Origin of the sequence: Aureimonas sp. SA4125, from assembly GCF_019973775.1 — a bacterium.
In the GTDB taxonomy this organism is placed as follows: domain Bacteria; phylum Pseudomonadota; class Alphaproteobacteria; order Rhizobiales; family Rhizobiaceae; genus Plantimonas.
On the sequence record NZ_AP025032.1, the window covers coordinates 4,682,843 to 4,702,333 of the forward strand.

Below are 19,491 nucleotides of genomic sequence, written 5' to 3' on the forward strand. Positions count from 1 at the left end.
CGCCGCGGCAAAATTCGGGACGCCGCTCCGGCGTCGTGTGGGATGTCAGAAACGCAATCGGTGGTCCGGGTCAAGCGCTGGTCGCGCCGTGGGTCCGAGCGCGCCTCCGGCGATCCCTCAGGAAAAGTTCGTCGAGACGCCTTTGCAGGTAGCAAGCCGGGTGTCGCCCCCGTGCGTCCACACCCGCCGTTCACCCGAACGTCAGGCGGCCTCGATGTCCGTCGCGGCGAAATGGCGGCCCTTGTAGAGCAGCGGCAGGCGGTAGTAGCGCGCCGCGGCGTAAGCGAGGCAGTCGTCGCGCGACAGACCGGCCGGCTGCCCGGCGCCGAACCGTTCGAGCGCCTCTGCGGCGGGCGTCACCAGCTGGGCCGGCAGCGACATCACCTTGATCCCCATCAGCGACAGGAACTCGCGAACGGCCTCCTCGCTCTCGCCAAGGGGCAGGCCGAGCGCGGCGGCGACGCCCTCGGCCGCCTGGAGCGCGGCCAGTGGCGAGGTCAGGCGCTGCGCGGCACCCTGCAGGCGGGCGGCGAGGATGCGCGCCTCGTCCTCGTCGAGGAGCATGGCGAGAAGGGCGGAGACGTCGACGAACATCAGTCCACCGGCGGGCGTGGCGACGGTGCGCGCGCGCGAAGCGCGCGGCAGAAGCCGGCGGCGACATCCGCCAGAGCCGGCTTTGCCGTTTCGCGCGCGATCGCCTCCTGCAGCGCCAGGTGCACGGCCTCGGTCAGCCCGAGATGCTTCATCCCGGCGAATTTTCGCGCCAGGGCGTCGGTATCGGGGTTCTTGATGTGGAAGGGCATGAGGCACCGTCGCTTGCGGATAGATCGACGGGTATAGAAGGATATCGTGCCGTGTCTAGCCGGACCATGACGATGACGCGAGCAAGGTCAGCCTAGCATGACGACCGGCCATGTGGCAGCGCCGCGTCGCGGGAGGGATGACGGACAGGGCGGCGCTCTGTCACATATCCGCAATCAATCCCGCGCAAGGCTGCAGCAAAGCCCCGAGGAGCCCGCCATGGACAATGCCCAACCCCCGCGCCGCATCGCCGACTTCGACCGCATCCGCGCCGAGATCGCCGATTCGCTCGACGAGGAACTCGAACTGCAGATGGACGAGGAGAGCCTCGAAATCCCCTCGGCCGATGCCGATGCCGCGGGGATCGAGCGCCGTCGCTATTTCCGCGAGCTGTTCCGGCTGCAACGCGAGCTGGTGCGGCTGCAGGACTGGGTGCAGGACCAGAAGCTGAAGGTCGTGGTGATCTTCGAGGGGCGCGATTCCGCCGGCAAGGGCGGCGCCATCAAGCGCATCACCCAGCGCCTCAACCCGCGCGTCTGCCGCGTCGTCGCGCTGCCCGCCCCCTCCGAGCGCGAGCGCAGCCAGTGGTATTTCCAGCGCTACGTGCCGCATCTGCCGGCCGGCGGCGAAATGGTCCTGTTCGACCGCTCCTGGTACAACCGCGCCGGCGTCGAGCGCGTCATGGGCTTCTGTTCGGCCGAGGAGGTCGAGGAATTCTTCCGCACCGTGCCCGATTTCGAGCGCATGCTTGTCAGTTCGGGGATCATCCTCATCAAGTACTGGTTCTCGATCACCGACGAGGAGCAGGAGTTCCGCTTCAACATGCGCATCCACGACCCGCTGAAGCAGTGGAAGCTGTCGCCGATGGACGTCGAATCCCGCCGTCGCTGGGAGGACTACACCCGCGCCAAGGAGGCCATGCTGGAGCGGACCCATATTCCCGAGGCGCCCTGGTGGGTGGTCGAGGCGGTCGACAAGAAGAAGGCACGGCTGAACTGCATCGCCCATCTCCTGGCCCAGATCCCCTATCAGGACGTCGCCAAGCCCGAGGTGACGCTGCCGCCGCGGGTGCGCAACGACGACTATGTCCGCCATCCCGTGCCCGACGACATGTACGTGCCGGATATCTACTGACCCGCCGAGGATAGCGAACGTCCTGCCGCCGGACCGCTCGGCGACGGAACGACGGGGGATGAGCTTTGCCCCCGTCGCCCCGGCGTGACGGCGACTTTCCCGCAGGAAGGGCCGTGCCGGATTCCCCTCCTCCTTCGAGGACTTCTTCGATCGCGCCCGATCTTTCCCGGACACCACGGATGTTGATGGCGGTCAGCCAGCCGAGCCTCGTCTGGGGTTTTGACTTCGGCGACGGCGCGACCGTGCGGCTGGACGGGCCGAACGGCGTGGCGGTGCCGGGCGGCGGCGGCGACGATCTCCTCGACCCGAAAGCCGGGCATCTGCGCTGGCTTCATGTGAACCTCGCGGACCAGTCGAGCTGCCGCTGGATCGCCGGCCTGTCGTCGCTGCCGGAAGCCGTGCGCGATCTCATCCTCTCCCCGGACGGCCACCAGCGGGCGCTCGTCGAGGGCGGCTACGTCGCCTGCGTGCTGCACGACTTCGAGGTCGACTTCGCCCGCGGCGAGACCTCGCGCGTCGGCGCCCTGCAGGTCGCGATCGGGCCGGGCATGATGATCACCGCCCGCCATCACCCGCTGCATGCCGCCGACGTCGTCAAGCGCCGCATCGACGCCGGGACGCGGCCCGCCGACGCGGCCGGGGCGCTCGATCTCCTCGTCACCTCGATCGCGGCCGTCGCGGCGACGTCGACACGGACGATCGCCGCGAAAGTTCAGGCGAGCGAGGACGCGCTTCTGGCCGACGGCTGGGAGCCCGACCAGCGCGACCTCGTTGCCCTGCGCCGCCGCACGGTGCAATTGCATCGCCAGCTCTCCGGCATTCGCGGCGTTCTGTTGCGGCTCGAGGAGGACGAGGACCTGCCGCCCTCGCTCCTGTCGGCGGTGGAACGACTCGGACAGCGCGTCGCCGCCCTCGACAGCGACGTCGTCTCGGCCCAGAGCGATCTGCGCCTCCTGCGCGAGGAACTCGATCTCCAGGCGCAGCAACGCACCAACCGCAATCTCTACGTCCTGTCCATCCTCTCGGCGCTGCTCCTGCCGGCGACGCTCGTCACCGGCTTTTTCGGCATGAACACCGCGGGCATGCCGTTCCAGCACTCGCCCTTCGGCACGTTATATGGCGGCCTCGTCGCCGCGGCCTCGGCCGGCGCGGTCTATCTCTGGCTCCGCAGAAAGGGGTTTCTCGGCGGAAAATGAGGCGGCGCGGGTAAACCGTTGCACGATCCGCCTCCTTCGCCGCGAAGCGGCGGAGTTGGCGAACGCGCCATGACGGGCTATGGGCTCCCTTTCCTTCTGCGAAAAGAGCTTTGCCATGACCGACACCCCCGACACCCCCGACACCCCCGCGCTGCCCGACCGCCTCGCGGCCGATCCGACGAGCCCGTTTCACGATGCCGAGCTGCTCGCGCGCGGCATCGGTGTGCGGTTCAAGGGCGTCGAGAAGACCAATGTCGAGGAGTACTGCGTCTCCGAAGGCTGGATCCGCGTTCCCGCCGGCAATGCCAAGGACCGGCGCGGCAATCCGATGACGCTGAAGCTGAAGGGTCCGGTCGAGGTCTACCTGCGCGACAGCGAATAGGGCCGGGCGCGGCGGACGAGGCGGGCACCGGCCCGGGCGGTTAGACGTCGGCGACGCGACAAGTCGGCGCGCGCCACTGTTGCATCGGCGCGCGGGCATGCCAGACTGAAGCCTGATCTTCAGGGGGCCTGCCGATGTTTCCGCTGTCGCACATGCTAAAGAGCTTCATCCAGAAGGGCAGGCTCGACGTCATCGATGCCGATGGCCGGCGACATGTCTTTTCCGGCGAGCCGGGCCGAGCGGTGGTGATGCGCCTTGCCGACAAGGCGCTCTACCGCAAGCTCGTGTTCACACCCGACATGAGCGTCGGCGAGGCCTATACCGAGGGCACGCTCTCCTTCGAGGAGGGATCGAGCCTGCGCGATTTTCTCGCCCTCTTCTCCGACAACCGTCGGGGCCTCGGCAGCTATCCCTTGCAGAAGTTCGTCCGCAAGCTGTCCGGCCCGCTGCGCCAGCGGCGGCTCAGCAATGTCGTCGGCAAGGCGCAGGAGAACGTCGCGCACCACTACGATCTCGGCAACGACTTCTACAAACTCTTCCTCGACCAGAACATGCTCTACTCCTGTGCCTATTTTCGCGAGGAGACGGACAGCCTGGAACAGGCGCAGCGCAACAAGCTGCGGCTTCTGGCGGCAAAGCTCGACCTGAAGCCCGGGCAGCGCGTGCTCGACATCGGCAGCGGCTGGGGGGATCTGGCGCTCTACATCGCCGCGATGGCCGAGGTCGAGGTGCTGGGCGTCACCTTGTCGACCGAACAGCAGAAACTCTCCACCGAGCGCGCGGCGGCGGCGGGCCTGTCGAACCGCGTGCGCTTCGAGCTTCTCGACTACCGCACGGTGACCGGGACATTCGACCGCATCGTCTCGGTCGGCATGTTCGAGCATGTCGGCCTCAGCCACTACGACGAATTCTTCGGCCAGATCAACGCACTGATGCCCGACGACGGGATCGCGCTGCTGCACTCCATCGGCCATATGAGTCCGCCGGCGCGCACCTCGTCCTGGCTGCGCAAGTACATCTTTCCCGGCGCCTATTCGCCCTCGCTGTCGGAAGTGTTTTCCGTCGTCGAGCGCCATTCGCTCTGGGTCGCCGACGTCGAGGTGCTCCGCCTGCACTATGCCAAGACGCTGGCGATCTGGGAAAGCCGCTTCCAGGCCAACCGGCCGACGGTCGTCGAGATGTATGGCGAGCGCTTTGCGCGGATGTGGGAGTTCTATCTCCTTTCCTGCGAGACCATGTTCCGCACCGGCGCGCAGATGGTCTTCCACATGCAGCTCTGCCGCGAGCGCACTGCCGTGCCGATCGTGCGCGACTATGCCGTCGATACCCAGCGCCTGTTCGCCGCGCGCGAGGCCGAACTGCTGCCGGCAGTATGAGGCGCGGCGTCGATCCGGAAAAACCTTGCCGTCGGGAGGGCCGGAACATCAAATACGGTGGCTTTGCTTAATAGCTTTACAAGGAGCGTGTGATTGTCTGACTGCAATACAACCGCGAGCCAGCGATGTCCTTCACGCCCGACATTCCCCTGTATGACCTTCAGAGCGAGGTTCTCGAAGCGATCGCGACGGGGATGGAGCTGAAGGACGTCGCCCTCCTTCTGTGCCAGCGGGCCGAGGCGCTGGCGCCCGACGCGGTGTGCACGATCCTGTCGGTCGACGAGGCCGGGCTTCTGCGCCTGCAGGCGGCGCCGAGCCTGCCGGAGGACTATGCGCGCTCCGCCAACGGCACAGCCATCGGCGAGGGCGTGGGGTCCTGCGGCACCGCCGCCTTCCGCGGCACGCCGGTCGAAGTCACCGACATCGCCACCGACCCTCTTTGGACCCTGTACCGGGACGACGTTCTGCCGCTCGGTCTGAAGGCCTGCTGGTCGAGCCCGATCGTGGAGCCCGACGGCCGGGTCGTGGCGATCTTTGCCTTCTACTACCGCACGCGGCGCGGACCGACCGACCTCGAGCGCCACATCGTCAAGACCTGCGTGCATCTGTGCCGGATCGCCGCCGCCAGCGCCACGATGCAGCGCGACAACCGGCGCCTGGCCTACTACGACCAGCTGACGAACCTGCGCAATCGCCGCAGCTTCGACCAGAACGCCGCCGCGATCTTGGATGTGAACGAGCCAGCCTTCGGCATGCTGCTGGCCGACATCGATCACCTGAAGACCGTCAACGACACGCTCGGCCATGGTGCCGGCGACCGGCTGATCTGCGAGGTAGCCGAGCGGCTGAAGCAGGCCGGGGGAACGACCTACCGGATCGGCGGCGATGAATTCGTCCTCCTGATCCCCGGTTGCCGCGATGCGGGCACGCTCGAGGCCGTGGCGAACAAGGCGATTGAGAGCATGGCGGTGCCGTTTTCCTGCGAAGGCGGCGAGATGGTGCCGTCCGTCACGATCGGCGGCGTCGTCTACGGCGTCGACGGCACCGATCTCGAAACCCTGCGGCAGAATGCCGATTTTGCCCTCTATCATGCCAAGGGGCGGCGTCGCGGTGGCTATGTCTGCTTCGAGCAGAGCATGCGCACCGCGCGGATCCAGCGCAGCGAGACGATCGCGCAGGTCGAGCGGGCGCTGGCCGAGAACCGGATCGTGACCTACTACCAGCCGCTGGTGCGCCTCGATACCGGGGCGATCGTCGGCGTCGAGGCACTGGCGCGGCTGCGCACGCCCTCCGGCGACATCCTCACGGCCGGCGCCTTCCATGCCGCCTTTTCCGACCCGATCGTGTCGATGCGCCTGACCGATGTGATGCTGGCCCAGGTCGCCCGCGACATCCGCACCTGGCTCGACAATGACGTCCCCTTCCGCCACGTCTCGATCAATCTGGCGATGGCCGATTTCCAGCGCGGCGATCTCGACCGCCGCCTCACCGCCGCCTTCGCGCGGCAGTCGGTCAGCCTCGAGCATCTCGTGCTCGAAGTCACCGAAAGTGTCTTCATGGACGGGGCCGACAACGATGTGGCGCGCGCCGTCGAGCGGCTGCGCGGCAAGGGCATGCTGGTGGCGCTCGACGATTTCGGCACGGGTTTCGCCTCGCTCACCCACCTCCTGACCTTTCCCGTCGACATCATCAAGATCGACAAGAGTTTCGTCGACAGGCTTCTGACCGATCGGCCGAGCCGCGCCATCGTCGAGGCGCTGATCGATATCGCGCGCAAACTGGGAATGAACACGGTAGCCGAAGGCGTGGAGGATGCGGCCCAGGCCGACGTCCTGCGCGGGATGGGCTGCCTGCTCGGCCAGGGCTACCATTTCGCCCGCCCCGCCGACGCCAAGACGACGTCGCAGCTGCTGTCGCTGTTTGCCAGAACCCCGGGAAGCGCCGCCAGGCCAGGCGGCAGTCCGGCGCGCCTCATGCACGCGATCGGCGACGCCGCGGCCGCCATTCGTCCGGACTGGTGTTAGGCCTTCGGCACGCAATCGGCTCGGACGTTCGATCGCCCTGGACTGACGCCTGCCTGCGTCGGCGCGCCACGCCGCCCGGCCTACATCAAGCCTCGCCCTCGAAGACCATCGTCGCCGAAGACTTTGCCAGTCTCAATTTTTTGGAAATGGTGCCCAGGAAAGGACTCGAACCTTCACACCTTGCGGCACACGGACCTGAACCGTGCGCGTCTACCAATTCCGCCACCTGGGCACTGGGGCGGAGCATTAGTGGGTCGGCAAAAGCCTGTCAACGCGGATTTCACGTCGCGCGGAAATCGTCCTGTCGGCCGATTGCCGGATCCGGTCGTCGCGGGCGATGGGGTCGGCATCGGTCTGCCGCGAGAAGAACGCGGCGCTGCCGTGGCGGTGCCGGCGGTGCGACGAGGCGGCAAGGCTCGGGTGTCCCCGGCGGGGTGACGGGCAGCGCTGCTTTGCGCCTTCACGGCCGGCGCTTTAGCCGCTATGAGGCTGACACTGTTTGAGGTCCTGGAGGCCGCCCTGCGGAGGGAACGGCGCTCGGTGGACGGGGGGCTGGCCCGATGCGCCCCGGCGCCCGAAGGATCAGGCCGGAGGAGCGGATATGACGATCGATACGGAAAAGACGGTGACGGTCTTCGGCGGCTCGGGCTTTCTCGGGCGCTATGTCGTGCGGGAGCTCGCCAAGCGCGGCCACCGCATCCGCGTCGCCTGCCGCCGCCCGGACCTCGCCTACCACCTGCAGATCACCGGCAATATGGGCCAGGTCATGCCGATCCAGGCGAACCTGCGCTATCCCTGGTCGATCGACCGCGCCGTCGAGGGCGCCGACCATGTCGTCAATCTCGTCGGCGTCCTCGCCGAGACCGGCCGCCAGACCTTCGACGCGCTGCAGTCCTCCGGCGCGCGCCTGGTGGCGGAAGCGGCGCGCGGCGTCGGGGCCGGCATGACGCAGATGTCGGCGATCGGCGCCGACGGCAGCTCGGCCTCGGGCTATGCCCGCACCAAGGGCGAGGGCGAGCGCGCGGTGCTGGAGACCGTGCCGGACGCGCGGATCCTGCGCCCCTCGATCGTCTTCGGCGCCGAGGACCAGTTCTTCAACCGCTTCGCCGAGATGTCGCGCTTCGCGCCGGTCCTGCCGCTGATCGGCGGCGGCAAGACGCGCTTCCAGCCCGTCTGCGTCAACGACGTCGCCAAGGCCGTGGCGATGAGCGTCGACGGCCTCGTGCCCGGCGGTGCGGTCTACGAGCTCGGCGGCCCGGAGATCCTCACCTTCCGCCAGATGATGGAAAAGATGCTGGCCGTCGTCCAGCGCAAGCGCGGCTTCCTCAATCTCTCCTTCCGCGCCGCCGAGCGGCTGGCCGGAATGATGTCGTTCCTGCCCGGCGCGCCGCTGACGTCGGACCAGGTGCAGCAGCTGAAGCTCGACAACGTCGTCTCGGATGCCGCCATCGCCGAGGGCCGGACGCTCGCCGCCTTCGGCATCCAGCCGCAGCTCCTGGAGGCGATCCTGCCGACCTATCTCGTCCGCTACCGGCCGCAGGGACAGTTCACCCAGCCGGGAAGCCGGGACAACGGCCTGAACCGCCCCGAAGAGACCGCGTAACGCGTCGGCGTGGATCTGACCCTCCGGCCGTTTCAGGACGAGGACCGCGCGATCCTCGCCGGCTGGTTCGGCGACGAGGCGGCGCTCATCCAGTGGGGCGGGCCGGACATGCGCTTTCCGCTCGACGAGATGCAGCTGCGCGCCATGCAGGCCGGCGCCGAGGAGGAGCCGCCCCGCCGCCTGCTCTGGACCGGACTTCGCGCGGGCCGGGTCGCCGCACACGGGCAGGTGTTTCTCGACTGGCGCCATGGCGTCGCGCGCCTGGCACGGATCGCCGTCGATCCCGCCTGTCGCGGCGAGGGGCTTGCCGTTCCATTTCTGGACATGCTGATTCTGGGCGTATGGGCGCGACCGGAATTCTTCCGCATCGAGCTCAACGTCTACACGTTCAACACCGCGGCGATCCGGGCCTATCGCCGGCTGGGTTTTGCCGAGGAGGGCGTGCGCCGCTCGGCGGTCGCCGTTGGCAGCGATCGGTGGGACGTCGCGCACTACGCGCTATTGCCAGCCGAGCGGCCGGGCGTGGAGGAAACCCGCCCCGGCGCGGGCTGAAGCCTCAGCCCCAGATGCCGAGCGCCACGAGGCCGAGGCTTCCGACGGCGATGCGCCACCAGGCAAAGGGCGCAAAGCCGTGCCGGGAGACGAAGTCGAGGAGATATTTTACCACGAACAGCGCCACGACAAAGGACACGGCGAAACCGATGACGATCAGCGACAGGTCGTCGGCCGAGAGCACGTTGCGGTTCTTGTACAGGTCGAGGGCGAAGGCGCCTGCCATGGTCGGCATGGCGAGGAAGAAGGAAAACTCCGCCGCCGAGCGCTTGTCGGTCCCCATCAGGAGCGCGCCGGCGATGGTGGCGCCCGAGCGAGAGGTTCCGGGGATCATCGCCAGGCACTGGAAGAGCCCGATCTTCAGGCACAGCGACAGCGGATAGTCGGTGATCTCGGTATGGATGGGCGTGACCGTCCTCCGGTCGATGAGGAGCAGGATGATGCCGCCGACGAGAAGCGCCACGCAGATCGTCGTCGGTGATTCGAACAGCACCGTCTTGATGAAGTCGTGGGCGAACGCGCCGACGATTGCCGCCGGCAGGAAGGCGAGGAGGACGCCTGTGACGAAATGGCGCGAGCGCGGGCTGGACGGCAGCGTGACGACAAGCTGCCAGATCTTGGCGAAATAGACCGAAAGCACGGCGAGGACGGCGCCGAGCTGGATGAGCACCTCGAAGGTGCCGGCCTTGGAATGGAAGCCGAGGAAATGTCCGGCAAGGAGGATGTGCCCGGTCGAGGACACCGGGATGAACTCCGTCAGACCCTCCAGAAAGCCGAGGATCGTGGCATTGGCGACGGCAGCGATGTCCATGACTACTCCTTGTACCCCCGGCCCGCTTCCGCCAATCGGCCGACTTCCCCGGGCAGGAGAGATTCATGCGGCGCACCATAGCGTCAAGGCATTAACCATTTCTCGCGACGTTGCGCCTGCGCCCTGTCGGAACGATCGCCCGACGCGCCCGTTCAGACCAGACGCTTTCCGGGCCTTGCGCAATCGCTTCGTCCTGCTATTGGCCCCGTCATTGTCCCGGATGGGGACCAAATTTCCCTTTCCTTGACGTTTAACTGAGATGTTTCGGTATGTGTCGCGGCGGTTGCAGCGGCCGCTCTCCCCTTTTGAAAGATCGTTGCCACACGCCATGCTGAGGCTCCATCATCATCCCATGTCCGCGGCGTCGCGATTTGTCCGGCTGATTCTCGGGGAATACGGCGAACGGGCCGAACTGGTCGAAGAGCGCCCCTGGGAGCGCCGCCCGGAATTTCTCGCCCTCAACCCCGCGGCGACCTTGCCCATCCTGACGGAGGATTCGGGTCCTGCCATCGTCGGCGGCATGGTGATCGCCGAATATCTCGACGAGACGCGCGGTGCCTTCCAGCGGGAGAAGCGCCTGCTGGCCGAAAAGGCCCTCGAACGCGCCGAGATCCGCCGCCTGACCGAATGGTTTCTCGTCAAGCTCGACGGCGAGGCGACGCGCTACCTCGTGCGCGAGCGCGTCTTCAAGCTGGAGATGCGTCCCGAGGACGGCGGCGGCTCGCCGGATGCCTCGGCCATCCGCGCCGCCCGTGCCAACCTGAAGCACCACATGCGCTATGTCGGCTGGCTTGCCGAAAGCCGCAACTGGCTCTCCGGGCCCGAGCTTTCCTATGCCGATCTGGCGGCGGCGGCGGCCTTCTCGATCCTCGACTATCTCGGCGAGATTTCCTGGGAGAAGGAGCCGCTGGCGAAGGAATGGTACACGCGCGTGAAGTCGCGCCCGTCTTTCCGACCCTTTCTCAGCGAGCGCATCCGCGGCATTCCGCCGGTCGCGCACTATGCCGAGCTGGATTTCTAACGCCGGCAGTGCAGCGGAACGTCCGGCGGCGCCGACCTGTCGACGGCGGGCCCGGCCAAAGCGGCTTAAATCCCGCCGAGGCCGAGGGTCTCGATCTCCACCCGGCGCAGCGGTGCGTCGAAATCGAGAAAGAACTCGTCGAGTTGCGGTGGCGGCACCGAGGTCTGCGACAGCATCGCATGCGCCTGGCCGCGGTGGTGCGTCTGATGCGTGAAGAGGTGGAGCAGCAGCGCGTCCGTGCGTTCGGCGAAGATGCCGCGCGCGCCGCGATCGGTGGCAATCGTGGCGGCGAGAGCCCCGGCGTCGGGGCCGTCGCGGTTTGGGCCGTCGCAGCCTGGGCTGTCGCAGCCGAGGCTGTCGCAAAAGGCGATCAGGCGCGTGTCGCTCTGGTGCTGCCGCTGCCGCAGTTCCTCCGCCTTGTCCGAGGCAATGAAATCGTCGAAGGCGCGGGGCCCCAGCCCGCCTCCGGTCAGCGCATCGACATAATAGAGGTCGACGGCGAGGATATGGTTCAGCGTCGCATGCAGCGAGGGGAAGAAGCCCGTCCGCGGCGCCTTGAATTCGCCGTCGCCAAGCCGGGTGACCGCTGTCAGCAGCCGGTGATTGGACCAGGCATTGTTCTCGGCCAGCGCGCGAAACAGCCTCACGACAGCGAGATCCCTCGGGGGCGGCGACCACCAGAATCCGGGTGCGCTTTGCCCGCGATCGAGGACCGCGTCGATCGCCTGCCGGGATCGCAGGAGAGTGCGGCGGGTCCTGTGATGCCGGCCCTCATCGCGCGATCACCGACAGTTCCTTGGGTTCGCCCGGCAGGACCTGGACCTCGCTGTCGAGGAGGCCTCCGTCGCTGCCGCGGGTCTGCAGCTTGTAGGTTCCCTGCTGAAGACCGTCGAACTCGAAATAGCCGGTGCTGCCGGTGAACTGCGACTGGCATGTCGTTCCGTCCCGCGAGCAGATCTCGACCATCTGGTTTTGCAAGGGAACCAGCGGCTGCCTGGCCGCACCGGCGGCAGGAAGAGGCGCGCGTTCTGGGATTGTCGAGGACGACCACATCGGACCCTCCCTCGGTGGGTGAAGACGTCGGACGCTTCTTCTGCAGCACCACCGGCTGGAACTTCAGCGTTCCGGCGCTGGCGGGAGTGGCGCCGGCCAGCGTCAGCTTCTCCGTCCTGTAGCCGGCATTGCCCCTGGGCCGGCAGGAAGCGGTAGAGGCAGAAGGCCGGCACCATCGGCAGAAGGATGACCAGCGCCATGGTCATCCAGTTGACCAGGTATTCGGACATGCCCCGCTCCCGCTGAAGCCCGATCATCAAAGGCCGAGTATACCACGCTGTGCCGCCAAGGGACAGAGATGACGATGGGGAAGAAAAGGGGTGCCGGGGGCGAAGGCGTGTGTCGCCGCCGCCGATCGTCTATATCCCAGCGATGATCCAGGATGGGCTGAAATCATTCCTTCATGCCGACGCACGCCGCCTCGGCTTCGACGCTGTCGGCATCGCGCCCGGCGAGGGCGATGTCGCGTCGGCGGCCGGGCTCGACGCCTTCGTCGCCGACGGCCGGCACGGCACCATGGCCTGGATGCCCGAGACGCTGGAGCGCCGCCGCTCGGCGCGGGCGCTGTGGCCGGAAGTGCGCTCGATCATCGTCCTCGGCATGAACTACGGGCCAGACGAGGATCCCCTGGCGATCCTTGCCCGGCCGGAGCGCGGTGCGATCTCGGTCTATGCGAGGCACCGCGACTATCACGACGTCATCAAGGGACGATTGAAGGAACTGGGCTCGCGGCTGATCGCCCGGGCCGGCAGCGACCACCAGATGAAGGTCTTCGTCGACACCGCGCCGGTGATGGAAAAGCCGCTCGGGCAGATGGCGGGGCTCGGCTGGCAGGGCAAGCACACCAATCTCGTCTCGCGCGACTTCGGCTCCTGGCTGTTTCTCGGCTCGATCTTCACCACGCTGGACCTTGCTCCCGACGCGCCTGGAGGCGACCTCTGCGGCTCCTGCCGGGCCTGCCAGGACGCCTGCCCGACCGATGCCTTCCCCGTGCCCTACCGGCTCGACGCCCGCCGCTGCATCTCCTACCTCACCATCGAGACGAAGAACCCGGTGCCGGCAGAGTTCCGCGTGGCCATCGGCAACCGCATCTATGGCTGCGACGACTGCCTTGCGGTCTGTCCCTGGAACAAGTTCGCGCAGAGTGCGCGCGAGGCCAAGCTCGTCGCCCGCGAGGATCTCAAGGCGCCGCGCCTGGAGGAGCTGCTGGCGCTGGACGATGCGGCGTTTCGAACGCTGTTTTCGGGCTCGCCGGTGAAACGGATCGGCCGGGAGAAATTCGTCTCGAACTGCCTGATCGCGGCCGGCAATGCCGGCGGTTCCGCCCTCCTCGGCGCCGTCCGCACATGCCTCGTCGATCCCGCGCCGCTGGTCAGGGCGATGGCGGTCTGGGCGCTGTACAGGCTGGAGCCGCAAGAGGCCTTGGCAAGACGGCAGGCCGCCCTCCATAGCGAGGAAGACGAACGCGTCAGGAGCGAATGGCATGCGCTGGACGGGAAGGAGCAGGGCTATGGATGACTCCGCCGCTGATGCCGAGACGGCAGGCGCAGAAGACAGCAGGGACACCTCTTTGCTGACGCTGGAGCGGGCGAAAGCCTCCCTTGCCAGGGGCAAGCGGCACCGAGGCGCTCTCCGGCGCGGGGAAGCGCGCCACGGCGTCGCCCTCGGCGGCCTCGCGGTGGGAGCGGAGGCCGTCGGTGCAAAGGCCGTGGGCGCAGAGGCGATCGGTGCCGAGGCCATTGGCGCGGAGGCTGTCGGGGCCGAGGCCGTCGGTGCCCTGGCGCTGGGGGCGCTTGCGATCGGTGCGCTGGCCATCGGCGCCGTGGCCGTTGGCGCGTTTGCCATCGGCCGGCTGTCGGTCGGCCGGGCCCGGATCGGCACGGCGGAGATCGGCCGGCTGCGCATCGGTCGGCTCGAGGTGGACGAGTTCGCGGCACCACGCGACAGCGCGGCACGCCGAGCACGCGGCACATGGGAGGAGGACCTTTGAGCATGCGCCTTTTCGTCTTCGGCTGCGGCTATTCGGCGACCGCCTTCGTCGAGAGGCTCGATCCGTCCGCGGTGGCGGGCGTCACCACCCGCTCGCCGGGCAAGGCGGCGGCCTTCGCCACGCGGGGCCTCTCCGCCTTCGTCTTCAGCGGAACCGAGCCCGGGGCCGGGATCGAGACGGCACTGGCGGAAACCACGCACCTTCTCGTCTCCATCGCGCCCGGTGCCGACGGCGATCCGGCGCTCCGCCAGTACCAGGAGACCATTCTGAAGCGGATGCCGAAGCTTGCCTGGATCGGCTATCTCTCGACGGTCGGCGTCTATGGCGACCACGACGGCGGCTGGGTGGACGAGGAAACGCCGGTCCGCCCGGTCTCGCAGCGCTCGGTCGAACGGGTGGCGGCAGAGGAGGCCTGGACGCAAGTCGCCGCAGCGCGGAGCGTGCCGCTCGCCGTCCTGCGTCTCTCCGGGATCTACGGTCCGGATCGCAACGCCCTCGTCAACCTGCGCGAGGGCAAGGCACGGCGGCTCGTCAAGCCCGGGCAGGTCTTCAACCGCATTCATGTCGACGACATCGCCGGCGCCCTGATCCTCCTGGCCGGCAGCAACACCGCCGGTATCTTCAACGTCACCGACGACGAACCGGCACCGCCGCAGGATGTGGTCGAATATGCGGCGAAACTGGCGCGGTTTCCGGTCCCTCCCGCGATCGACTTCGACACGGCCGCCCTGTCGCCGATGGCACGAAGCTTCTACGGGGAGAACAAAAGGGTATCGAACGCCAAGCTGAAGCGCACGGGGTACACGTTTTCTTTTCCGACCTATCGCGAGGCACTTGCCTATATCATAGGCGATCGAGCCCGGTAGACATCACGAAAAATGCCATTCATATTACGGACTTTAATGTTTCGTGATGGAACTGTCCTTTTTTAGGTCGGGTCCGGTCGTCACCAAGGCCCTCGTCAAACACGGGGGCCACGAGGAACAAAGGCTCGGTTACCCGTGAGAAATCAACGGGACAAGGACCGGACGTTTGAAGTTTGTGACGATGATGGCTGCCGCCTCGCTGACCGCCAGCGCACTTTTCGCCCCCACCCTGGTGCAGCAGGCCGATGCCAAGCCGAAGCTCGGCCTCTCCTGCGGCGGCGCCTCCTGGTACGCCCTGCGCTCGCGCACCGCATCGGGCGAGATGATGAACCCCTCCGCCATGACCGCCGCGCACAAGACGCTGCCGCTCGGCTCGAAGGTAAAGGTCACCAATCTGCGCAATGGCAAGGCCGTCGTCGTCCGCATCAATGACCGCGGTCCCTTCATCAAGGGCCGGCTGATCGATCTCTCCCGCGGCGCGGCCAAGAAGCTCGGCTTCATCAATGCCGGCCACACCCGCGTCCAGATCGAGCCCGCCGACGGTTCGGTCACGCAGGACTGCGCCTGACCCCCTATCTCCCCGGGATGCTGTCTCCTCGGCATGGTGGCCTTCTTTCCCCGTCAGGGGAAGTCGGCCCCGGCCGATGCCCGGAAATCCTGTTTGTTCCCCTCACCGGACACGCTATGACGTTAACGCGCCACTGAGCGGCTGGCCCGCGCAGTCGGCGGGGCGTCACGAAGGGCGGGCCGCAGCAAGCCGGCCGTGCCCTTGGGGTTTAACGGGGGGAACCGATGAAGACCTTTGCCATGCTGCTGACGCTGTCGGCGCTTTCCTGCAGCACGGGTGCTATCGCCCAGACGTCGATGGATCCGATCGAGAGCTACTGCGCCACGATGGGCGAGGAGGATCATTTCGCCTCGGACGGCTACCGGCTGCAGGATGCCGCCGCGATCATCCGCCAGGACCGCGCCAATTTCCATGCTTTCGGCAAGCAGGATCCCAGCGACGAGGACGACTCGACCTTCGGCTCCAAGGCGAACCGGGCGCGCCTGGAAGCCATGCTGAAGCGTGGCAGCCTCAGCCGCGCCGACGCCCGGGCGATCCTGAACGGCACGCCCGACGTCTGCGTCGACGTCTACGAGGATTACATCAACGTCTTCGTGAACTGACCCGCAGCAGGCGCGTCGTTCTCTTCCCAAACCAGGGATCGCCCGGCAACGGTCGGGCGACGACGACCATTGCCGACTTCTGCCCCGCGGAGCATTCCGCAGCCGCGCCCTGACCGCAAGGTGACGGCACCGGTCCCCGCGGCGGCCGCCGCGCGACGCGGGCCGTGCCGGGCGGGCTACTACTCGTCCTCGACGAATACTTCCTGGCGCTTGCGGCGCACCTGCGGCAGCACGGCGATGACGACGGCGGCGACAGCCAGCGCCAGCAGCGCCGCCGAGATCGGACGCTCGATGAAGACCATGAGGTCGCCGCGGTGGCGGATCATCGCCCGGCGGAAGTGATCCTCCATCAGCGGGCCGAGGACGAAGCCGAGGAGGAGCGGCGCGGGCTCGCAGCCGAGCTTCATCAGGACATAGCCGACGATGCCGAAGAAGACGATGGCGTAGATGTCGAAGGCGTTCTGGTCGATCGAGTAGCAGCCGAGGCAGGCAAAGGCGATGATTGCGGGAAACAGCACCTTGTAGGGAATGGTGAGGAGCTTCACCCAGAGCCCGATCAGGGGCAGGTTGAGGAGAACCAGCATCAGATTGCCGACCCACATCGAGACGATGATGCCCCAGAACAGCGCCGGCTCGTCGGTGATGACGTTCGGCCCGGGGGTGATCCCTTGCGTGATGAAGGCGCCGATCATCAGCGCCATCACGGGGTGGGCGGGAATGCCGAGGGTGAGCAGCGGGATGAAGGATGTCTGGGCCGCGGCATTGTTGGCGCTTTCCGGCCCCGCGACGCCGGCGATGGCGCCATTGCCGAACTCTTCCGGATGCTTCGAGACCCGCTTTTCCACGGCATAGGAGGCAAAGGACGCGAGCACGTGGCCGCCGCCCGGCAGGATGCCGAGGATCGAGCCGAGCGCCGTTCCCCTCAGCACCGGGCCGATGATCGCCTTGAAGTCGTCCTTGGTGAGCCAGAGGTTCTTGACCGTCTTGACCATGACGTCGCGCGTCGTCTCGTTCTCCAGATTGCGCAGGATTTCCGCGACGCCGAAAATGCCGATCGCCACCGAGACGAAGCTGATGCCGGCATAGAGTTCGGGAAAGCCGAAGGAATAGCGCGGCGTGCCGTCGAACCCGTCCTGCCCGACGGTGCCGAGGAGAACGCCGAGGACGATCATGCCGAGCGCCTTCAGCACCGAGCCCTGCGCGAGGGCGATCGAGGCGAGAAGGCCGAGGATGATCAGCGAGAAATATTCGGGCGCCGAGAAGGAGAGGGCGACGGCCGCGAGCGGCGGGGCGGCGAGGACGAGGATGAAGGTCGCGACCGTTCCGGCGAAGAACGAGCCGAGCGCCGCCGTCGCCAGCGCCGGCCCGGCGCGGCCCTGTTTGGCCATCTGGTAGCCGTCGATGGCGGTGACGGCGGAGGAGGATTCGCCCGGCAGGTTGATCAGGATCGCCGTGGTCGAGCCGCCGTACTGCGCGCCGTAGTAGATGCCGGCCAGCATGATGAGGGCGGTGACCGGCGCGAAGGCGAAGGTGATCGGCAGCAGCATGGCGATCGTCGCCGTCGGCCCGATGCCCGGGAGAACGCCGACCAGCGTGCCGAGGAGCACGCCGACGAAGCAGTAGAGGACGTTGACCGGATCGAGCGCGGTCTGAAAGCCGAGGGCGAGATTGGCGACGAGATCCATGATCTAGAACCTCGTCCAGGGGCCGAAGAGCGGCACGACGACGCCGAGGCCCCGCACGAAGATGACGTAGCAGATGAGCGTCATCGCGGTGGCCAGGGCGACCGCCGCCCAGGGGGCCAGCGTGCGGCTGGCCAGCGCGCTGGCGAGGACGGTGACGAAGAGGGTCGGCAGGAGGCCGAGGCCGCGCACGCAGAGTCCGAAGAAGGTGAGGGCCGACAGGATCAGCACCGCGCCCCGCCACGGAATGGTGCCGAGATCCTCGGCCGGCCCGCGGTGGAGGAACCCCTTGACGAGGACGGCAAGGCCGATGACGCAGAGGATCAAGCCCAGCGCGAACGGAAAGAAGCCGGCGCCCATGCGCAGCGCCGTGCCCATGGGATAGCCAAGCGCGGTGATGGCGAAGGCGGCGCCGAAGCCGAGAAAGATCAGGCCGGACAAAATGTCCTTGGCGGATTTCTGCAGTTCCACGGGGGGCCTTTCCGGGGGTGTCATCAGGGGGTTGCGGCGGTGCGCCCCCTCTGCCCTGCCGGGCATCTCCCCCTCAAGGGGGGAGATCAGGCGCACGGCCGCTGGCGCTTGGCGATCTTCCCCCTTGAGGGGGAGATGCCGGTAGGCAGAGGGGGGTGAAGCGGCCCATGCGGTGATGAGGCGCCATCCTCCGCAAATCTCAGTCGGCGAAGACGCCGGCCTTTTCGATGATCGGCTTCCACAGGGCGATCTGCTCGGAGAGATAGGCCTTGTGGGCGGCAGGCGTCGCCTGGTCGGCGGCGACCGGCGCGGTGCCGAGTTCGGCGAAGCGCTCGATCACGGTCGGGTCGGCGAGGGCCTTCTGCAGCGCGGCCGAGAGCTTGGCGACAACGTCCTCCGGCGTGCCGGCCGGGGCATAGAGGCCGTGCCAGACGCCGACCTGGAACCCGGGCAGGCCGGCTTCCGTCGTCGTCGGCACGTCAGGCAGGTTGCCGAGCCGCTCTGGCGTCGTCACCGCATAGACCTTCACCTCGCCGCCCTTGATCTGGCCGGTGGTGTTGGTGGACTGGTCGCACATGAAGTCGACCTCGCCGGCGAGGATGTCGGTCATCGCCGGGCCGGTGCCCTTGTAGGGCACGGTGGTGACGGCGGTGTCGATGGCATTCATGAATAGCATGCCGCACAAATGCGACGCCGCGCCGATACCGGCATTGGCGTAGACGACGGTCTCCTTGTTCGCCTTCACATAGGTGACGAGCTCTTCCAGCGTGTTCGGCTCAAAATCCTTGCGGGCGATCAGGGTCATCGGAACGTTCGTGACGAGGCCGACGGTGGCGAAGGCGGTCGTCGGATCGAAATCGAGATTGCGGTAGAGCGTCGGGGCCGTCGACATGCCGATATGGTGCATGAGGACGGTGTAGCCGTCGGGCGAGGCCTTGGCGACCTGGCCGGCGGCGAGCGTTCCACCGGCACCGGCGACGTTCTGGATGACGATCTGCTGGCCGAGTTCCTTGCCCATGGGGTCGGCAATGAGACGCGTGACGGTGTCGGTCGGCCCGCCCGCGGCAAACGGCACGACGATGGTGATCGGCTGCGTTGGAAAGGCTTCCTGGGCGCGTGCGGCGCCTGCAGTGACCGCCAGCGCCGCGGCACACAGAGCAGTGACGAATTTCATGATGGATCCTCCCGGAGAGACGGTAGGGAGCCGGATCTTCGCCGGCTTCCGAACCTGATGGAAAAAACGTTACGGGCGAGGCAGCCGGGGGTCAACCGGCTTGGGTGCGGGAGCACCCTCTATGCGGCTAAAGGCGAAGAGGGCATTTGCCGCGGCCCGCACCGCGCTGGCGGGCCGGCAGCGGG

At 67.4% G+C, this 19,491-nt stretch carries 21 protein-coding genes and 1 tRNA gene; 13 read left to right on the forward strand and 9 right to left on the reverse strand.

Translation table 11 applies throughout. The features are described from left to right. Positions 1–201 precede the first annotated feature (201 nt). Together Sa4125_RS22160 and Sa4125_RS22165 are read right to left on the reverse strand one after the other, a co-directional pair. Entirely contained in the window at positions 202–594 is a 393-nt protein-coding gene (locus Sa4125_RS22160) for a type II toxin-antitoxin system VapC family toxin (protein WP_224001772.1), read from the reverse strand. After that, a complete protein-coding gene (locus tag Sa4125_RS22165) occupies positions 594–803 on the reverse strand; it encodes a type II toxin-antitoxin system VapB family antitoxin (RefSeq protein WP_224001774.1) in 210 nt (69 codons plus the stop codon). Before Sa4125_RS22165 ends, Sa4125_RS22160 begins: the two co-directional genes overlap by 1 nt. 217 nt (positions 804–1,020) lie before the next feature. Here Sa4125_RS22165 and ppk2 point away from each other — a divergent pair, with 217 nt between their 5' ends. The 5 genes from ppk2 (at position 1,021) to Sa4125_RS22190 (ending at position 6,913) form a co-directional block, all read left to right on the forward strand. Next, the gene (gene ppk2, locus Sa4125_RS22170) at positions 1,021–1,935 is read left to right on the forward strand and encodes a polyphosphate kinase 2 (protein WP_224001776.1); all 915 of its coding nucleotides are present in this window, start codon (positions 1,021–1,023) and stop codon (positions 1,933–1,935) included. 179 nt (positions 1,936–2,114) lie between these two features. Further along, positions 2,115–3,131, forward strand: a complete 1,017-nt coding sequence (locus Sa4125_RS22175) for a CorA family divalent cation transporter (protein WP_224001778.1) — start codon at positions 2,115–2,117, stop codon at positions 3,129–3,131. 115 nt (positions 3,132–3,246) lie between these two features. Continuing rightward, on the forward strand, positions 3,247–3,513 hold the full coding sequence (locus tag Sa4125_RS22180; RefSeq protein ID WP_224001780.1) for a DUF3297 family protein: 267 nt from the start codon (positions 3,247–3,249) through the stop codon (positions 3,511–3,513). Positions 3,514–3,647: 134 nt separating this feature from the next. Continuing rightward, positions 3,648–4,889, forward strand: a complete 1,242-nt coding sequence (locus Sa4125_RS22185; protein ID WP_224001782.1) for a cyclopropane-fatty-acyl-phospholipid synthase family protein — start codon at positions 3,648–3,650, stop codon at positions 4,887–4,889. A 125-nt stretch (positions 4,890–5,014) separates the two neighbouring features. Continuing rightward, on the forward strand, positions 5,015–6,913 hold the full coding sequence (locus tag Sa4125_RS22190) for an EAL domain-containing protein (protein WP_224001784.1): 1,899 nt from the start codon (positions 5,015–5,017) through the stop codon (positions 6,911–6,913). A gap of 147 nt (positions 6,914–7,060) precedes the next feature. On the opposite strand, the gene Sa4125_RS22195 is transcribed toward Sa4125_RS22190, so the two are convergent. Next, positions 7,061–7,145 (reverse strand) — tRNA-Leu (locus tag Sa4125_RS22195). 369 nt (positions 7,146–7,514) lie between these two features. Between Sa4125_RS22195 and Sa4125_RS22200 the strand changes: the two genes are divergently transcribed. Beyond that, positions 7,515–8,516 (forward strand): complex I NDUFA9 subunit family protein, encoded by a 1,002-nt coding sequence (locus Sa4125_RS22200; RefSeq protein WP_224001786.1) that lies wholly within the window; start codon positions 7,515–7,517, stop codon positions 8,514–8,516. Positions 8,517–8,525: 9 nt separating this feature from the next. Next, positions 8,526–9,068, forward strand: coding sequence for a GNAT family protein (locus Sa4125_RS22205; protein WP_224001788.1), 543 nt, complete (start codon positions 8,526–8,528; stop codon positions 9,066–9,068). Positions 9,069–9,072: 4 nt separating this feature from the next. Here the strand turns inward: Sa4125_RS22205 and Sa4125_RS22210 are convergent, their stop codons facing one another. After that, positions 9,073–9,879: an undecaprenyl-diphosphate phosphatase gene (locus tag Sa4125_RS22210; protein ID WP_224001790.1), complete on the reverse strand. Its 807-nt coding sequence runs from the start codon at positions 9,877–9,879 to the stop codon at positions 9,073–9,075. A 328-nt stretch (positions 9,880–10,207) separates the two neighbouring features. Here Sa4125_RS22210 and Sa4125_RS22215 point away from each other — a divergent pair, with 328 nt between their 5' ends. Further along, positions 10,208–10,900, forward strand: coding sequence for a glutathione S-transferase family protein (locus Sa4125_RS22215; RefSeq protein ID WP_224001792.1), 693 nt, complete (start codon positions 10,208–10,210; stop codon positions 10,898–10,900). A 65-nt stretch (positions 10,901–10,965) separates the two neighbouring features. Here Sa4125_RS22215 and Sa4125_RS22220 read toward each other — a convergent pair whose 3' ends face one another. Continuing rightward, positions 10,966–11,547: a DinB family protein gene (locus tag Sa4125_RS22220; RefSeq protein ID WP_224001794.1), complete on the reverse strand. Its 582-nt coding sequence runs from the start codon at positions 11,545–11,547 to the stop codon at positions 10,966–10,968. Positions 11,548–11,671: 124 nt separating this feature from the next. Then, positions 11,672–11,866 carry a hypothetical protein gene (locus tag Sa4125_RS22225; RefSeq protein ID WP_224001796.1) on the reverse strand — a complete coding sequence of 65 codons (195 nt, stop codon included), beginning with the start codon at positions 11,864–11,866 and terminating at the stop codon, positions 11,672–11,674. 459 nt (positions 11,867–12,325) lie between these two features. Between Sa4125_RS22225 and queG the strand changes: the two genes are divergently transcribed. From queG to Sa4125_RS22250, 5 genes are all read left to right on the forward strand, one after another. Further along, positions 12,326–13,471 carry a tRNA epoxyqueuosine(34) reductase QueG gene (gene queG / locus Sa4125_RS22230; protein ID WP_224001806.1) on the forward strand — a complete coding sequence of 382 codons (1,146 nt, stop codon included), beginning with the start codon at positions 12,326–12,328 and terminating at the stop codon, positions 13,469–13,471. Further along, positions 13,464–13,943 (forward strand): hypothetical protein, encoded by a 480-nt coding sequence (locus Sa4125_RS22235; protein ID WP_224001808.1) that lies wholly within the window; start codon positions 13,464–13,466, stop codon positions 13,941–13,943. Before queG ends, Sa4125_RS22235 begins: the two co-directional genes overlap by 8 nt. Before the next feature lie 2 nt (positions 13,944–13,945). Continuing rightward, positions 13,946–14,809, forward strand: coding sequence for an SDR family oxidoreductase (locus Sa4125_RS22240; protein ID WP_224008142.1), 864 nt, complete (start codon positions 13,946–13,948; stop codon positions 14,807–14,809). Positions 14,810–14,975: 166 nt separating this feature from the next. Next, positions 14,976–15,377 (forward strand): septal ring lytic transglycosylase RlpA family protein, encoded by a 402-nt coding sequence (locus tag Sa4125_RS22245; RefSeq protein WP_224001810.1) that lies wholly within the window; start codon positions 14,976–14,978, stop codon positions 15,375–15,377. 224 nt (positions 15,378–15,601) lie between these two features. Next, positions 15,602–15,979 carry a hypothetical protein gene (locus tag Sa4125_RS22250; protein ID WP_224001812.1) on the forward strand — a complete coding sequence of 126 codons (378 nt, stop codon included), beginning with the start codon at positions 15,602–15,604 and terminating at the stop codon, positions 15,977–15,979. A gap of 179 nt (positions 15,980–16,158) precedes the next feature. Here Sa4125_RS22250 and Sa4125_RS22255 read toward each other — a convergent pair whose 3' ends face one another. The 3 genes from Sa4125_RS22255 to Sa4125_RS22265 all read right to left on the reverse strand — a co-directional run bounded on the left by Sa4125_RS22255 (position 16,159) and on the right by Sa4125_RS22265 (position 19,306). Continuing rightward, positions 16,159–17,664, reverse strand: a complete 1,506-nt coding sequence (locus tag Sa4125_RS22255; protein WP_224001818.1) for a tripartite tricarboxylate transporter permease — start codon at positions 17,662–17,664, stop codon at positions 16,159–16,161. A 3-nt stretch (positions 17,665–17,667) separates the two neighbouring features. Beyond that, the gene (locus Sa4125_RS22260) at positions 17,668–18,132 is read right to left on the reverse strand and encodes a tripartite tricarboxylate transporter TctB family protein (protein WP_224001819.1); all 465 of its coding nucleotides are present in this window, start codon (positions 18,130–18,132) and stop codon (positions 17,668–17,670) included. A gap of 199 nt (positions 18,133–18,331) precedes the next feature. Next, complete coding sequence (locus Sa4125_RS22265) at positions 18,332–19,306, reverse strand: tripartite tricarboxylate transporter substrate-binding protein (RefSeq protein ID WP_224001821.1); 975 nt, start codon at positions 19,304–19,306, stop codon at positions 18,332–18,334. Between the last annotated feature and the right edge of the window lie 185 nt (positions 19,307–19,491).

Coding starts and splice junctions, on each gene's coding strand:
- Sa4125_RS22160 (WP_224001772.1), bottom strand. CDS start 594: ATGTTCGTCGACGTCTCCGCCCTTCTCGCCATGCTCCTCGACGAGGAC.
- Sa4125_RS22165 (WP_224001774.1), bottom strand. CDS start 803: ATGCCCTTCCACATCAAGAACCCCGATACCGACGCCCTGGCGCGAAAA.
- ppk2 (WP_224001776.1), top strand. CDS start 1,021: ATGGACAATGCCCAACCCCCGCGCCGCATCGCCGACTTCGACCGCATC.
- Sa4125_RS22175 (WP_224001778.1), top strand. CDS start 2,115: ATGTTGATGGCGGTCAGCCAGCCGAGCCTCGTCTGGGGTTTTGACTTC.
- Sa4125_RS22180 (WP_224001780.1), top strand. CDS start 3,247: ATGACCGACACCCCCGACACCCCCGACACCCCCGCGCTGCCCGACCGC.
- Sa4125_RS22185 (WP_224001782.1), top strand. CDS start 3,648: ATGTTTCCGCTGTCGCACATGCTAAAGAGCTTCATCCAGAAGGGCAGG.
- Sa4125_RS22190 (WP_224001784.1), top strand. CDS start 5,015: ATGTCCTTCACGCCCGACATTCCCCTGTATGACCTTCAGAGCGAGGTT.
- Sa4125_RS22200 (WP_224001786.1), top strand. CDS start 7,515: ATGACGATCGATACGGAAAAGACGGTGACGGTCTTCGGCGGCTCGGGC.
- Sa4125_RS22210 (WP_224001790.1), bottom strand. CDS start 9,879: ATGGACATCGCTGCCGTCGCCAATGCCACGATCCTCGGCTTTCTGGAG.
- Sa4125_RS22215 (WP_224001792.1), top strand. CDS start 10,208: ATGCTGAGGCTCCATCATCATCCCATGTCCGCGGCGTCGCGATTTGTC.
- Sa4125_RS22225 (WP_224001796.1), bottom strand. CDS start 11,866: ATGGTCGAGATCTGCTCGCGGGACGGAACGACATGCCAGTCGCAGTTC.
- queG (WP_224001806.1), top strand. CDS start 12,326: ATGATCCAGGATGGGCTGAAATCATTCCTTCATGCCGACGCACGCCGC.
- Sa4125_RS22235 (WP_224001808.1), top strand. CDS start 13,464: ATGGATGACTCCGCCGCTGATGCCGAGACGGCAGGCGCAGAAGACAGC.
- Sa4125_RS22240 (WP_224008142.1), top strand. CDS start 13,946: ATGCGCCTTTTCGTCTTCGGCTGCGGCTATTCGGCGACCGCCTTCGTC.
- Sa4125_RS22250 (WP_224001812.1), top strand. CDS start 15,602: ATGAAGACCTTTGCCATGCTGCTGACGCTGTCGGCGCTTTCCTGCAGC.
- Sa4125_RS22255 (WP_224001818.1), bottom strand. CDS start 17,664: ATGGATCTCGTCGCCAATCTCGCCCTCGGCTTTCAGACCGCGCTCGAT.
- Sa4125_RS22265 (WP_224001821.1), bottom strand. CDS start 19,306: ATGAAATTCGTCACTGCTCTGTGTGCCGCGGCGCTGGCGGTCACTGCA.